General features: G+C 58.7%; 15 protein-coding genes. 12 read left to right on the plus strand and 3 right to left on the minus strand.

The window, feature by feature from the left end; translation table 11 throughout:
- The 8 genes from VL197_02540 to VL197_02575 all read left to right on the plus strand — a co-directional run bounded on the left by VL197_02540 (position 1) and on the right by VL197_02575 (position 8,911).
- Positions 1-753, plus strand: coding sequence for a 7-carboxy-7-deazaguanine synthase QueE (locus VL197_02540; GenBank protein ID HUJ16846.1), 753 nt, complete (start codon positions 1-3; stop codon positions 751-753).
- A 34-nt stretch (positions 754-787) separates the two neighbouring features.
- Complete coding sequence (locus VL197_02545) at positions 788-2,227, plus strand: NFACT family protein (GenBank protein HUJ16847.1); 1,440 nt, start codon at positions 788-790, stop codon at positions 2,225-2,227.
- A complete protein-coding gene (locus VL197_02550; GenBank protein HUJ16848.1) occupies positions 2,228-4,621 on the plus strand; it encodes an ATP-binding protein in 2,394 nt (797 codons plus the stop codon). It begins immediately after the preceding gene.
- Positions 4,622-4,747: 126 nt separating this feature from the next.
- The gene (locus VL197_02555; protein ID HUJ16849.1) at positions 4,748-5,197 is read left to right on the plus strand and encodes a cyclic nucleotide-binding domain-containing protein; all 450 of its coding nucleotides are present in this window, start codon (positions 4,748-4,750) and stop codon (positions 5,195-5,197) included.
- Positions 5,197-6,156, plus strand: a complete 960-nt coding sequence (locus tag VL197_02560; GenBank protein HUJ16850.1) for a Ppx/GppA phosphatase family protein — start codon at positions 5,197-5,199, stop codon at positions 6,154-6,156. The genes VL197_02555 and VL197_02560 overlap by 1 nt, the downstream gene beginning before the upstream one ends.
- Positions 6,157-6,184: 28 nt before the next feature.
- On the plus strand, positions 6,185-7,531 hold the full coding sequence (locus VL197_02565; GenBank protein HUJ16851.1) for a sigma-54 dependent transcriptional regulator: 1,347 nt from the start codon (positions 6,185-6,187) through the stop codon (positions 7,529-7,531).
- Between the two features lie 102 nt (positions 7,532-7,633).
- A complete protein-coding gene (locus tag VL197_02570; GenBank protein HUJ16852.1) occupies positions 7,634-8,083 on the plus strand; it encodes a VanZ family protein in 450 nt (149 codons plus the stop codon).
- Positions 8,084-8,203: 120 nt separating this feature from the next.
- On the plus strand, positions 8,204-8,911 hold the full coding sequence (locus tag VL197_02575) for an alpha/beta hydrolase (protein HUJ16853.1): 708 nt from the start codon (positions 8,204-8,206) through the stop codon (positions 8,909-8,911).
- Positions 8,912-9,031: 120 nt separating this feature from the next.
- Here VL197_02575 and VL197_02580 read toward each other — a convergent pair whose 3' ends face one another.
- The 3 genes from VL197_02580 to VL197_02590 are packed head-to-tail and all read right to left on the minus strand — an operon-like array spanning position 9,032 to position 10,033.
- Positions 9,032-9,355 (minus strand): c(7)-type cytochrome triheme domain-containing protein, encoded by a 324-nt coding sequence (locus VL197_02580; GenBank protein HUJ16854.1) that lies wholly within the window; start codon positions 9,353-9,355, stop codon positions 9,032-9,034.
- Between the two features lie 13 nt (positions 9,356-9,368).
- Positions 9,369-9,692, minus strand: coding sequence for a c(7)-type cytochrome triheme domain-containing protein (locus VL197_02585; protein ID HUJ16855.1), 324 nt, complete (start codon positions 9,690-9,692; stop codon positions 9,369-9,371).
- A 20-nt stretch (positions 9,693-9,712) separates the two neighbouring features.
- The gene (locus tag VL197_02590; GenBank protein HUJ16856.1) at positions 9,713-10,033 is read right to left on the minus strand and encodes a cytochrome c3 family protein; all 321 of its coding nucleotides are present in this window, start codon (positions 10,031-10,033) and stop codon (positions 9,713-9,715) included.
- 149 nt (positions 10,034-10,182) lie between these two features.
- Here VL197_02590 and VL197_02595 point away from each other — a divergent pair, with 149 nt between their 5' ends.
- From VL197_02595 to VL197_02610, 4 genes are all read left to right on the plus strand, one after another.
- Positions 10,183-10,959, plus strand: coding sequence for a thioredoxin family protein (locus VL197_02595; GenBank protein ID HUJ16857.1), 777 nt, complete (start codon positions 10,183-10,185; stop codon positions 10,957-10,959).
- A gap of 104 nt (positions 10,960-11,063) precedes the next feature.
- The gene (amrS, locus tag VL197_02600) at positions 11,064-12,074 is read left to right on the plus strand and encodes an AmmeMemoRadiSam system radical SAM enzyme (protein ID HUJ16858.1); all 1,011 of its coding nucleotides are present in this window, start codon (positions 11,064-11,066) and stop codon (positions 12,072-12,074) included.
- A 58-nt stretch (positions 12,075-12,132) separates the two neighbouring features.
- On the plus strand, positions 12,133-12,552 hold the full coding sequence (locus tag VL197_02605; protein HUJ16859.1) for an archease: 420 nt from the start codon (positions 12,133-12,135) through the stop codon (positions 12,550-12,552).
- An 88-nt stretch (positions 12,553-12,640) separates the two neighbouring features.
- Positions 12,641-14,071, plus strand: a complete 1,431-nt coding sequence (locus tag VL197_02610) for an RtcB family protein (GenBank protein HUJ16860.1) — start codon at positions 12,641-12,643, stop codon at positions 14,069-14,071.
- The last annotated feature ends 24 nt before the right edge of the window (positions 14,072-14,095 follow it).

The raw sequence follows: 14,095 nt of genomic DNA on the forward strand, positions 1-14,095 counted from the left end.
ATGCTTACGGCACCGGTGATCGAAATATTCTCATCAATTCAGGGAGAAGGTCCCTGGGTCGGCCAACGCCAGATCTTCGTCCGTTTTGGAGGCTGCAACATCGCCTGTCAGTACTGCGACACGCCCGGTAGGGATGAATCTGCGATCCACGGCCAGACCTCCTTCTGCCGCGTGCAGCGGGACAGCGCCTCCCTCGACCACGAAGAATTGCCGGCAGATATGACCTGCCAGAAGCTCACCCAGTTATGCTCCCGGCTGATCCCGCCTGGTTTTGCCCGGCCCGTGATCAGCCTGACCGGCGGCGAGCCTCTTCTTCAGCAGGCATTTCTGGGTGTGTGGCTTCCCGGGATGAGACCGCGGTGTCTCGTTTATCTCGAAACGAACGGCATCTGCCACGAAGCCATGGCCGGCCTCCGGGACCTGGTCGACACGGTGAGCATGGACTTCAAACTGCCCTCCGCTACCGGCCTCCGGCCGTTCTGGGAGGAGCACAAAAAGTTCCTTGCCGCCTGCCGGGGAAAATCCCTGTTCGGCAAGGCGGTGGTTACGCGGGACACCGATGAGCAGGATATTCTGACAGCGGCCCGCCTCCTCGCCGACCATGATCCATCCGGTACGCTGGTCATCCAGCCCGCGGACGGGGCATCGACGCCTCATGGCTGCCAGCTCCTCCATTTTCAGGTTGCGGCTCTGCGGGTCATCGGAGACGTACGGATCATCCCGCAGGTCCATAAGATGCTGAACATTCCATGAACGCGGTGCGGGTCGGAAGCGGAGCAAATCGGGCGTGGACTTTCAACTGCTGTCGACAGTCATAGATGAACTCTCCGGTCTCCTGCCGGGAGCCCGTGTTCAGCGCGTATACGACAGCGAGGGAAAAGAGATCGTCCTTGTTCTTCGCGGAAACGCCAGGACGTTCCTGCTGATCCTTTCGCCGAACCGTTCCCAGCCGCGCCTTCACCTTGTGACGAGGAAGCCGCCTGCCGCTCCCGTGCAGCATCCGTTCTCACAGTTCCTCAAAAGCCGGATCACAGCGGGCCGCGTCGTGAGCGCAGCCCTTCTGAACCGGGACCGCATTGCCGCCATCCGTTTCTCACGACAGGGCAGGGTCCATGTGCTTCTGTTCGAACTCATGGGGCCTTCATCGAATCTGATCGTGACCGATGAGACCGGCGCCGTCCTGGCAACCTATTACCAGACCTCCCTCTCGAACCAATCAGTCCGGTTGCTCGTTCCCGGAGCCCGGTACGTATTCCCGGAGAAGAAGGTATCGCAGCCGGGCAAAGGGGGATCTCCCGATCTGCCGGGGGATGCCGCACAGCCGGGAGAGGAAGGGCAGGCGAACCGCATGGCCGAGCTCCATTATGATCATGTCCTCGGGCTGAAGCGGCTCGCAGACGCCCGATCGCTGCTTGTATCAGCGATAAAAAAACAGCAGCGGAAAACGGCACGGAGGCTCGAGGCTCTCCTGCAGGACGACGCGGCTGCCCGTAACGCTGAGGGGCATAAAGAAGCGGGGGACCTGATCCTGGCGAACCTGCACGCGCTCAAAACGGGGATGTACGAGGCGGAACTGGCCGGTCTTGACGGACAGTTGGTCCGGATAACACTGAATCCGGAGCGATCCCCGATCGCAAACGCGGAGCAGTACTTTAAGCGGTACAAGAAGGCAAAAGCTGCGCAGAAGATCATTGATTCCCGGCTCCGGGCCACCAGGGACGAGGCGGCATTGCTGCGTGAGCTTTGTGATGAAGCCGAGCAGGCCAAGACGGAGCAGGACCTTGCCCCGGTACGGTCGCGGCTTGCGGAACAGGGGTTCGGCGGGACTCCCCGCGGAGGACAGCAGCGAAAACGTCCGGGGGCGCCGGCAGTGCCGTTTCGCCGGGTTGTCTTCGAAGGATGGGAGATCCTAATCGGGAAAAGCGCTGCCGGCAACGACCAGCTCACGACCAGACTGGCCATGCCGGACGATATCTGGCTCCATGCAGAAGGGCTTCCCGGGTCTCACGTGGTGATCAGGAATCCCCGGAAGGACCCGTTGCCGCCGGATGTCCTCACGCGGGCGGCGTCCCTTGCTGCGTTCTACAGCAAGGGCAGGTCGTCAGGGAAGGTATCGGTGACCTACACCCTTGCCAGGCATGTAAAGAAGCCCCGGGGAGCAAAAAAAGGCCTTGTCACTCTTTCGGCGCGACGATCGATCATGGCGGTCCCGGCAAAGGAGAACTGATTGCAAACCAGAGGGAACAGGCGGCTCAACCTGGGAACCAAGCTCATTGTGTTGACCAGCGCGCTCGTCCTGACAACAGCGTTCGTCATCGGCGTATATGCCATCCGGGATGAGCAGAAGAATGACTACGAGCTGTTGCTCGACCATGGCCGCTCCCTTGCCCTCATGATCGCCCAGAACAGCGCGCAGGGCATTTCCACCGAGGACAAAGCTGCACTGCGCCAGATCATCAACCTGGTCAGCACCGATCCCTCCATTGCTTACATCTTCATCCTGAACGCAGATGAGCGGGTATTGCTCTATAAAACAGCCGAGGACTTTCCCATCCATATCCCTGCAATGCCCCGGGTAGAGGGCGGACGGGAAGCGCGGCTGATCCGTTATCAGCCCTTTTACAACAGGGAGGACGGCAAGCACTACGTGAACATAGTGGCGCCCGTCGTCACTCAGGACAGCAATGGTCCCGCCGTCACACGGGCCGCGCCAGATGCCGGGCCGGGCGTGATCGGCTCTATTCACCTCGGCGTATCGCAGGAAGCGCTTCGAAGCAGGCTCCGGCATATCATTGTATCGATCGCGATCTTCACGTCCCTGATCATCATTGCCGGCGTCATCGTGACGATCCTGGTCACCCGCCGGATCATTGCACCGATCAATGACCTGAACCAGGCGACACGCGATATCGCGGAAGGAAAGCTGGACCGTCTGATCGACATTCGCAGCAATGACGAAGTCTCCGATCTGGCAGGCGCATTCAATCAAATGCTGGTCCAGTTGCAGGCGTCCCATGACAAGGTGGAGCGCCATACTGCCGAGCTGACCGTCGCGCTCGACCGTATGCAGCAGGAAATGGCGGTCCGGGAACGTACCGAGCAGGCCCTCAAGGAATCAGAACGAAAATACCGCGTCATTTTCGAGGAGTCCAAGGACGTCATCTTCATCTGCTCTCAGGACGGGAAATTCCTGGACATCAACCGCGCAGGCGCCGACCTGTTCGGGTACGCGTCGGCTGACGCCCTCCAGGCCCTGGATCCGGCCCGGGATTTGTTTGACCAGCCTGAGCAGCATACGATCCTCCAGAGCATGCTGCTCAGGCAGGGCCTCGTCAAGGACCACGAGGTCACTCTGCGCAGGAGCGATGGCGAAAGGCTGACGGTACTGGTCACTGCCTCGATCGTCCGCGAGGCGCCGGGCCCAGGCTGGACCTACCGGGGCGCCTTTCATGACGTGACGGAAAAGCGGCGGCTGGAGCAGCAGCTGGTGCAGTCCCAGAAAATGGAGGCCATCGGCCAGCTTGCCGGCGGCATCGCCCATGACTTCAATAACATCCTGACGGCAATCATGGGATATGCGAACCTGCTCGTGTTCGACCTGGCCGAAGACAGCCCGCTCGCCCACCACGCGGAGCATATCATCTCCTCGGCCGACCGCGCAGCGAATCTGACCCGCAGCCTGCTCGCATTCAGCCGGAAGCAAGTGATCAGCCCCAAGCCCGTCAACCTGAACGTCATCGTTGCCGGCATCGAGAAGCTGCTCGCGACGCTCATTGGTGAACACATCGAGCTGCGTACGAGTTTCGAAGCGAATGACGTCATAGTGCTGGCCGACAGCGGGAATATCGAACAGGTCCTGATCAATCTCTGCACCAATGCCCGCGATGCGATGCCGAACGGCGGCCGCGTTACCATCGGGATTTCGAAAACAGGGGTCTCCGAAACCCCGGCCGCGGCGGCAGGCGGAAAGCCGGGACCGTACGCGCTCATCGCCGTCTCGGACACGGGCATGGGAATCGATGAACGGATCAGGGAAAAGATCTTCGAACCGTTCTTTACGACCAAGGAAACGGGAAAGGGGACCGGTCTGGGCCTGTCCATCGTGTATGGCATCATCCAGCAGCATGCCGGATTTGTGACCCTGCAGAGCGAGTCCGGTAAGGGAACCCGGTTCAGCCTTTATCTTCCGCTGATCGAAGGCTCCGGCTCCCTTGCCGAGAAGCAGCCTCTCCCGCTGCCGCGGGGCGGATCGGAGACCATTCTGGTCGCCGAAGACGACCCTGATGTTCGCACGCTGATCAGGCTCGTACTCCGGGGAAACGGCTACCAGGTCATTGAAACCGTCGACGGTCAGGACGCACTTGCCGTAATCAGCCGTCATCAGTCAAAGATTCACCTGCTCCTCCTTGATGTGATCATGCCGAAAAAGAACGGGAAGGAAGTGTACGATACGGTCAAGAACGTCGACCCGGATATCAAGGCGGTGTTCATGAGCGGGTATACGGCCGACATCATCGACAAAAAAGGGATCCTCGCGGAGAACCTGCATTTTTTACCCAAGCCGATCGTGCCCCACGAGCTGCTCACAATCGTGCGTCAGGCGCTTGACCGGGAGCGGTGATGCATGGCTGCCGCGGTCTCGCCGGCAGGAAGGCCGGCAAAGTACCGCACAATTTCTTGACAAGGAAAAGTTGCCGGCCTATACTGGGCACTAGGCGTTCGATCGATCGGGGGACGCTCTCTCACTATGGACAATCTTGAACTGCTTCAAAAAACGGTGCTGTTCAAAGGCAGCAGCAGGGAAGAAATTGATCTCGCGGCGGGGCTGTTCCAGGAACGCCAGATACGGCCGAATACGACCATCTTCGCTGAAAAAATGCCGTCCGAGTCCCTCTATGTGATCAAAAGCGGCAACGTCAGGATCTCGATCATGGCAGGTGAGGGCGAGGAAAAATCGCTGCTGCTGCTCGGTCCGGGCGAGTTCTTTGGTGAGCTCGCCCTGCTGCAGGAGGAGAGCCGGATGGTCTCCGCGCGTTCCGAGACGGTCGTCGAGCTCCTGGTGCTCTCCCGCGCGGATTTCCAGGCGCTCATGGACCTTGATCCCCGGACCGCGGCCCGGCTCGTGCACACGATCGCGAAACTGCTCGCGATGCGCGTAAAGGCCTACGGCAAGCTGTTCAGGGACATGCTCATCTGATGATCCTTGCGGGGATCGACATCGGAACCAACACCCTCCGCCTTCTCATCGCAGAGGCCATCTCCGGCTCAATCCGCGAAATCCATTCCGACAGAAGGATCACCAGGCTGGGTGAAAAACTCGACGGGACCGGCTTGCTGTCACCCGAGGCCCGCCAACGTTCCCTCGCGGCGCTTGCCGGCTTCCGGAAGCGTATCGACGAGTTCGGCGTTACGGCGGTCCGGGCCGTCGGCACGAGCGCGCTCAGGCAGGCCGAAAACGCAGGTCCCTTCATCGCCGAAGTCCGGGAAAGGACCGGGATCGCGGTACAGGTGATAACCGGCGAAGAGGAAGCACGACTCACGGTACTCGGGGTCTTCGCCGCACTCAGGGGCGTGCCCGACGCCGGTCTCGACGAGGCCATGATAGTTGATATCGGCGGAGGGAGCACCGAGATCATAACCCGGGACCGCAACGGGAAGACGAACGAGGCCAGCCTGCCGCTGGGCGCGGTCTATCTCACGGAACGGTTCTTCAAGCATGATCCGGCGTTCCCGGAAGAGCTGGAGAGGCTCAGACAGTGGATCCAGAAGGGGCTGAATGCACTTCCCGCTCTTGACACAGTGGCTTCCGGGAGGCTTCTTGTGGGGACTGCAGGCACGGTCACGACGCTGGCTGCAATGGATCTGCGGCTCGACGCATATGATCCCGTCCGGATTCACCGTTGGGCGCTGACCCGGGAAGCGATCTCCGCTCTGGTCCTGCAGCTCGGCAGAAGCACGATCAGCGAGCGTCGGAGCATTCCCGGCCTGGAACGCGGCCGCGAGGACATCATCCTGGCCGGCGCTCTGGTGATGGAGGAGATCATGCGGCATTTCGGCTTCAAGAAGGCGCTGGTGAGCGACTGGGGGCTCCGGGAGGGAATACTTCTGGATCTCGCGGACGAGATGAGCGGCGGCAAGACCCGCTGCCGGGAGTAGCGCAATGCAGGATGCACGCGTATTGATCATGGATGATGAAGCAGGCGAACGGGCGCGGATCCTCGATCATCTGTCCGCCGGCGGGTACGATGTTCTGGGTGTGGGGTCGCCTGACGAAGCCCTGGATGCGATACGGCGCGAGCGGTTCGATGTTTTTCTCACGGACTGCAACATCCCGGGTGTGGATGCTCTTCAATCGTCCGATCAGGTCCGCAAGATCAATCCGGAGATGGCCGTGATCATCATGACATCGTACGGCACCATCGAGACCGCGGTCAAGGCCATCAAGGCGGGTGCCTACGACTATCTTCCCAAGCCCGTCGATCTGGACCAGCTCGTGGTTTTGATCGAGAGGATCTCGGAGCGGCAGAGCCTGATCCGGGAGAACACGGAGCTCAAGGAGCGGCTCATCGAGCGGTATAAATTCGATGAGATCGTGGGTACGAGCAGCGCCATGGAAGAGGCGCTGAACCTCGCGGGGAGGGTGGCCGGCAGCAATGCCACGGTCCTGCTCCGGGGGGAGAGCGGAACAGGCAAGGAACTCGTGGCGAAAGCGATCCACTACAACAGCCCCCGGGCGAACTTTCCGCTGGTGAAGGTGAACTGCGCGGCACTGCCCGAAACGCTGCTCGAAAGCGAGTTGTTCGGCCATGAGAAGGGGTCCTTCACCGGTGCGACAGCACGGCGGATCGGGAGATTCGAAGCGGCCGACCGGGGGACATTGTTCCTGGATGAGATCGGGGAGTTGACGCCTGCCATGCAGGTCAAGCTCCTCCGGGTGCTCCAGGAGCACGCCTTCGAGCGGGTCGGCGGAAATGACACCATCAAGGTCGATGTTCGCATCATCGCTGCAACGAACCGGGATGTCGAGAAGGCGATCCGCGAAGAACGGTTCCGGGAAGACCTGTATTACCGACTGAACGTCGTTTCCATCGTCATTCCGCCGCTCCGGGAGCGGAAGGAAGACATCCCCGGCCTCGTTGACCATTTCATCAAAAAATACGGCGAGGAGAACGGGAAGCAGATCTCGGGGATCTCCGCCGAGGCCCGCGATCAGCTGATGCGCTACACCTATCCCGGCAATGTCCGTGAGCTCGAAAACATCATCGAGCGCGCCGTGGTCCTTTCCAAGCGCGGTGTCATTACCGCTTCCGACCTGCCGATCCCTGTCCGCAACGCAGCCGGAGAAGAGAGGCCGCCGAAACAGGAGCTAAAGGGCTCGCTGAACGACACCCTTGATACCATCGAGCGGGGCCTCATCATCGAAGCGCTGAAAGATTCGGGAGGCGTCCAGACCAGGGCGGCAGGGAGGCTCGGCATCAGCGAGCGGGTGCTGAGGTACAAGCTGAAGAAGTACCGGATCGGGGAGCAGTAGCATACGCTGTCCCTCCGGGACGTCACCCGCGTTCTGCAGACCATGTTGCTCTCGGCTGCGGCAGCGCTTCCCAAAGTCGCTGTTCTCTTTCCACAGGTGAGCATGAACATCACGAAATACATCAAATACTGGCTGCCCGTTGTTCTCATGATGATGTTCATATATTGGATGTCAACGGAAACGTTCTCCTCGCAGAATACCTCCTCGTTCCTTGACCCTCTCCTGCGTCTTCTTGCGCCTTCGCTCTCACCGGAAGACATCGACCTGATCCACACAGCCATACGCAAGCTGGCGCACGTGACGGAATATATGTTTCTGGGCGTGGTGTTGTTTCGCGCATTCCGGTCGGGCTCCTGCGAACCGCGGCTCTGGCGCTGGACATCTTTTTCTCTTTTCATTGTCGTGGTGTATGCAGCCGGCGATGAGTATCACCAGTCCCTTCTACCGACCAGAACCGGTTCCCTTGTCGATGTCGGCATCGACACCGTGGGAGGTTTTTTCGGTCAATGCGTCAGTGTTCTCTGGTACCGTTGCGCGCTGTCCGGCAGATAGCGTGAGCACGGGATGCATGCCGTTCAGGCGTCGTCGAGACTGAAAGGTCCGCGTCCGGGACGCGCTGAACCGACAGCCTTCAGCATCCGGCGGCGATCATTACCCGTTGAGAGAGGAACCATGAAAACATATTTCTTTCTGCACGGCGCCATGCGGGGCGCCTGGCTCTGGGACAGAATCAGGCCGCTCATGGAAAAGAGCGGTGCGATCGTCATTGCCTATGATCTGCCCGGTCATGGAAAACGGTCCGGCGACCGCCGGGGGGTGACCATGAGCACCTATGTCGCCGACGTTCTCGCGTACATCAGGAAGAATGACCTTCGCGATCTGATCCTCGTCGGCCACAGCATGTCGGGCATCGTTATCAGCAAGGTTGCCGAGGAGTTGCCTGACCGGATCCGTCACCTTGTCTATCTTGCGGCAGTGGTCCCCCGGGATGGGGATGCATTGGTCGACCTGCTGACGACAGAGCGCCAGGAAACGATCCGGAAGCTGGAAGGGAAGGCGATGGAGGTTTTCGGGCCGATTGACGTTCTCCGGCCCAATTACTTCACGGACCAGACGGGTGAGGACCGGGAATTTTATCTCAAACAGCTTACCCCTCAGCCGCTTGCTGTGTTCTTTGAGAAGGTACCCCTCAAGCGTTTTCACGGTCTGACCATCCCCAGGACGTACATCATGGGATTGCGGGATAAGGCCCTGCCGCCGGAGCTTGCAGGAGGTTTTGCCGCACGGTTGGGCGTTGAGCCGGTCCCGATCGATGCAGGACACGATATGATGGTCGTAAGGCCAGAAGAGGTAGCGAAGGTCCTGCTGGAGATACCTTGATCCGGGAAAGGTCGGATAAGGTCGGATGATGAAATAAAAAAGGTCAGGCATAAGGCCTGACCTTCTCTTTTCCCTCGACGGGGTTCGCATTCGATCCGGGAAATCCCCGTCATCGAGCAGTTACTCCCTGTGACACCGCTTGCAGTTCCTCGGGGACTTGAGGTCAAACGCCTTTTTCCCGTCATGGCAGAGACCGCAGAAGTCACCCTTGGTGAGCATTTTCATGTCCATCTTGTAGGAGCCGCCCCCCGACATCGAGAAGGGCTTGTAGTGACAGTTGTTGCACTTCGCACCCTTCAGGTTCACATGGTACTCATGCTGGAACAACACATGTCCGGCGCCCTTCGGCTTGTACTCCACATCACCACCACCGACTTTTCCCTGGACGAACAGGGGCAGCAGAACAAGAGCAACAACAAGACAGGCGGAAAACGCCCTTCTCATCGGGGCCTCCTATTTATTGTTTGTGACACCGGTTGCAGTTCTTTTCCGACCTGGCGTCGAACCCTTTCATTCCGTTGTGGCAATTCTCGCAAAAGTCCCGCTTCGTCAGCTTTTCGCGCTTCATCTGATAACTTTCCCCGGATGTGGCGAAGGTCTGGAAATGGCAGGCCGAGCATTTCACGCCCCTCGTCTTTATGTGGTAGTCATGGCTGAAGGTGACGGACGCGGCGTTCTTGAGCGTAAAGGTAATATCCCCCTTGACGATGGCCGCCTGGGAGAATGCAAGGGCGGGAACGACTGCAACGAAAAACAACGTACTGAAGATTTTCTTCATCATCGCCTCATGAGGAGATTCGCTCACTTATGGCACCGGTTGCAGTTCTTCTGGTCCTTGACATCGAATGATTTCTGTCCGTTGTGGCACTTGCCGCAGAAGTCCCCCTTGTTGAGCTTTGACATGTCCATCTTGTACGACCCCTGCTGCATCTGGAAAATTGCGTAGTGGCAACCGGTGCACTTAAGGCCTTTATCACTCACATGCTTCTCATGGCTGAAAACAACCGGGCTGGCATTCTTGGGTGTGAAGGTGATGTCTCCGCCGCCGACTTTTTCTGCGAATGCGGCCGCCGGCACCAACAAACAGAATAAACAGATAAGCAGAACCACAATGCGTGTCATGTTTTTCCCCTCCCCCGAGAGTTTTTTAACGCTGGCGTCATTATAACAATTCGACGGCAAGGGTCAAGCATTTTCTTGCAGTTCCTTCGTTTTCAGCCGTATTTGCCTCAAAATCTGTTATAATGGTAGCCATAAAAGGAGAAGAGACCATGATCGACATGAACCTGCTTGACCAGATGCAGATTGCTCTGTCCCGCCTGAAAAGCCCGGTCCGCTTGATCCTCTTCACAAAAGATGCCGGATGCGAGACCTGCCCCGAGGCGCTGAACATGGTACGCGCCATCAAGGCGCGGGCACCGAAACTTGCGCTCGAGGTGTACGACCAGGTCATGGACCGGGACAAGGCCGAACAGTACGGGGTTAAACAGGTCCCGGCGACCGTCGTGCAGGCGGGCAACGGCCGCCGGGTAACGTTCTATGGTCTTGTTCAGGACGTGTTCCTCAGGATTCTTGTCGATGTAATCATAGGAGTCTCTGAAAGCAGGGTCTGGTTCCCCGAAAACATAGGCCGGGCGCTGGCCCATCTTGAGAAGGACGTCCACATGCAGGTCTTCGTGGAAACCGATTGCGTTCAGTGCAGACCCGTGGCTGAAACAGCCATCGGCCTCGCACTCGAAAACGACCTCGTCACCACGGACATCGTCATTGCCAGTGATTTTCCTGAGCTGATAAAAAAATTCTCGATCAAGACCCTTCCGAAGACGATTTTCGGCGTGAACCTGCACATGGATGGTCATGTGACGGAGAGCGAGTTCCTTGAAATGATCTTCCAGGCCGAAGGGGTCCAGGCGGGACCGGAACGGCACTGTCTGGTCTGCGGAAGAAGCTCTCCTGATATCATCTGCTCCTCCTGCAAGACAAGGATCCAGGCCGAAGCTGTGGAGCACAAGCTGAAGGGAGAGAGGATGAGGCAGGATGCCCTGTAAGATTCTCCGCAACACGTCAGGGTTCCTTCAGGAAGCGCGGGCAGTTCCCTTGCGGACAGGTCGTATTTCTGCTCTCTTTGCCGGCGCAGTTCAGGAGCCGATCAGTGAAACAGGCCATGTTCCAGGAGAAAAAAGAGGGTGGCAAGGTTCTTTGCGGCCTGTGCAGTCACCGTTGTCTGATTCCCGACGGGAAGCGCGGCATCTGTGCGGTTCGTGAAAACCGCGACGGCATCCTCTACAGCCTCGTCTACGACAAGATCATCGCCCAGAACATCGACCCTATCGAAAAGAAACCCCTGTTCCATTTCCTTCCCGGGAGCCTTTCCTACTCAATAGCCGCGCCCGGATGCAACTTCCGCTGCCTCCACTGCCAGAATGCGGACATCTCCCAGCTGCCCCACGAACGGCAGGGAGATCTGCCGGGACAGCCCATTCTACCCCGCGCCATGATCGATTCTGCCCGGGCGTATCGATGCGCAAGCATCTCGTATACGTACACAGAGCCTACGATCTATTTTGAGATCGCCTATGATACCTCGCTGCTGGCAGCGGAGAGCGGTCTCAAGAACGTCTTCGTTACCAACGGGTATATCACCCCGGAAGCGCTGAAGACCCTCGCTCCTGTTCTTCATGCGGCGAATATCGATCTGAAGGGTTTTACGGACAACTTCTATAAAAAAATATGCGGTGCCCGGCTGCAGCCCGTGCTGGACGCGATCACGCTGTACAAAAAGCTTGGCATCTGGATCGAGATCACGACCCTGGTTATCCCGGGACACAATGATTCAGAAGCAGAGCTTAGAGGGATCGCGGAATTCATCAAATCGGTGGGGGAGGATATCCCCTGGCACGTCTCGCGCTTTCACCCGACCTACAAGCTGCTCGATCAGCCGGTGACGCCCGTGGAAACCCTGCACCGGGCGAGGCAGATCGGCATCGACGCGGGGCTGCGGTACGTCTATATGGGCAATGTGCCGGGTGACGGCGAGGACACCCGCTGCTGGCATTGCACGAAAACGATCGTGAAGCGGACCGGATTCAACGTGCAGGAGAACAGGATTGTAGATGGGAAATGCTCATATTGCGGATCAGTGATCGATGGGGCGTGGGGCTGAACCGTGAATACGTATCTTGCGGCCAAAACGGGCTTCCTGCCCGTGACCTTTACTGTCTATGACATTCTTACCCTATGAAACCTTCGAACACGAGGCGGACATCGGCATCCGCGGGTCCGGCCGCACTCTTGAGGAGGCTTTCGAAAACACCGCCCGAGCCCTGTATTCCGTGATGGTGAACGTCGGCAGGATCGTCCCTAAAGAACAAAGGATCATTACCGTATCTGCTCCTGACGTTGAACTGCTTCTGGTGGAATGGCTGAACGCGCTGCTTTCGCTTTCGGACATCGAGCGGATGGTTTTTTCGACCTTCGAGGTAACGATACAGGACTTGACGCTGCGCGGCATCGCCTGGGGCGAGAATCTGGACAAGACCCGTCATGAACCCGGCGTCGAGGTCAAGGGAGCAACGTATCACCTGTTGAGCGTTGCAGCCGGAGACAATGGTTACACGGCGCAGTGTGTCGTGGATGTATGATAATCAGAGGACAGAGCACGGCAGTCGGAGATAGGACCGGTTCCTTCTGGTTTCCCCGCTGCCTGATACCTGTCTTCTGGGGGCCATTATGGATATCAAAACCCTGATCCAAATAAACGACCATCTCTGGGAGATACCGATGCAGGGAGGCATGCATGTTCCCGGAAGGATTTTCGCGAGCGAGAAACTGGTCCGGGAGATGGTCGAAAAAGTCCGCGAGCAGGTGATGAACGTGGCAATGCTGCCCGGCATCCAGACCGCATCAATGGCCATGCCTGACGCCCACTGGGGATACGGGTTCCCGATCGGTGGTGTGGCTGCATTCGACCCGGAGGAGGGCGGCGTCATCTCGATGGGCGGCGTAGGCTTCGACATCTCCTGTGGCGTGCGTACCATGAAGACCGGGATGACCAGGATGGACGTCATGCCAAGGCTCAAGACGCTGGTCGACCAGTTCTTCAACCGCGTGCCGGCCGGTGTCGGCTCAGAAGGACTGATCAAACTCTCGTCCGGCCAGATCGATGAAATGCTCGTGGGCGGAGCAGAATGGGCCGTGAAAAAAGGATATGGCGTCAAGGACGATCTGCAGTACATTGAAGAGGGGGGAAGAATCGACGGCGCTGAGCCTGCCAACGTTTCCGAAACGGCGAAAACACGGCAGCACCGTGAGATGGGGACCCTCGGGTCGGGCAATCATTACCTCGAGGTGCAGGTTGTGGACGAGATCTATAACGCTAAGGCTGCGCAGGCCATGGGCTTGAACATCGATGACGTCGTGATCTCGGTCCATTGCGGTTCACGAGGTCTCGGCCACCAGATCGGAACGGATGCGCTCAGGAACCTTGCCTACGCCATCCAGAAGTATAAGATCAATATCAGGGACCGCGAATTGGTGTCCGCGCCGATATCTTCACCGGAAGGGCAAACGTATTTCGGCGCCATGTCGGCAGGCATCAACTGCGCCCTTGCCAACCGCCAGATCATCACGCACCTCGTACGGGAGATATACACCGAGGTCTTTCCCGAAGGACGCATCACGATGCTCTACGACATCAGTCATAACACGTGCAAGGTGGAGACCCATATCGTGAACGGGAAAAAGAAGCGGCTGTACGTGCACCGCAAGGGAGCCACGCGAGCCTTCGGACCCGGCGAGATGGACCTGCCTCAGGAATACAAGGATGTAGGCCAGCCGGTTTTGATCGGAGGCACCATGGGCACGTCCTCTTATATCCTGGCCGGAACGAAGGAGGGGATGAATCTGGCATTCGGGTCCGCCTGCCACGGCGCGGGAAGGGCCATGTCCCGCACCCAGGCAAAGAAGCAGTGGCACGGCAGGGAGATCGTGAAAGAGCTGGAAGGGCGGGGCATCATGCTCAGGGGTCACTCCTATTCGGGCATTGCCGAGGAAGCTCCGGAATCCTACAAGGACGTGACCGAGGTCGTCGAGGCGGCCCATTCCGCCAACCTGGCGGTAAAAGTTGCGCGAGTCAGGCCTCTCGCGTGTGTAAAGGGGTAAAGAGCGCAACGATCCAGCAAAAAT

It is taken from the genome of Nitrospirota bacterium (genome assembly GCA_035516965.1).
GTDB lineage: Bacteria > Nitrospirota > UBA9217 > UBA9217 > UBA9217 > MHEA01.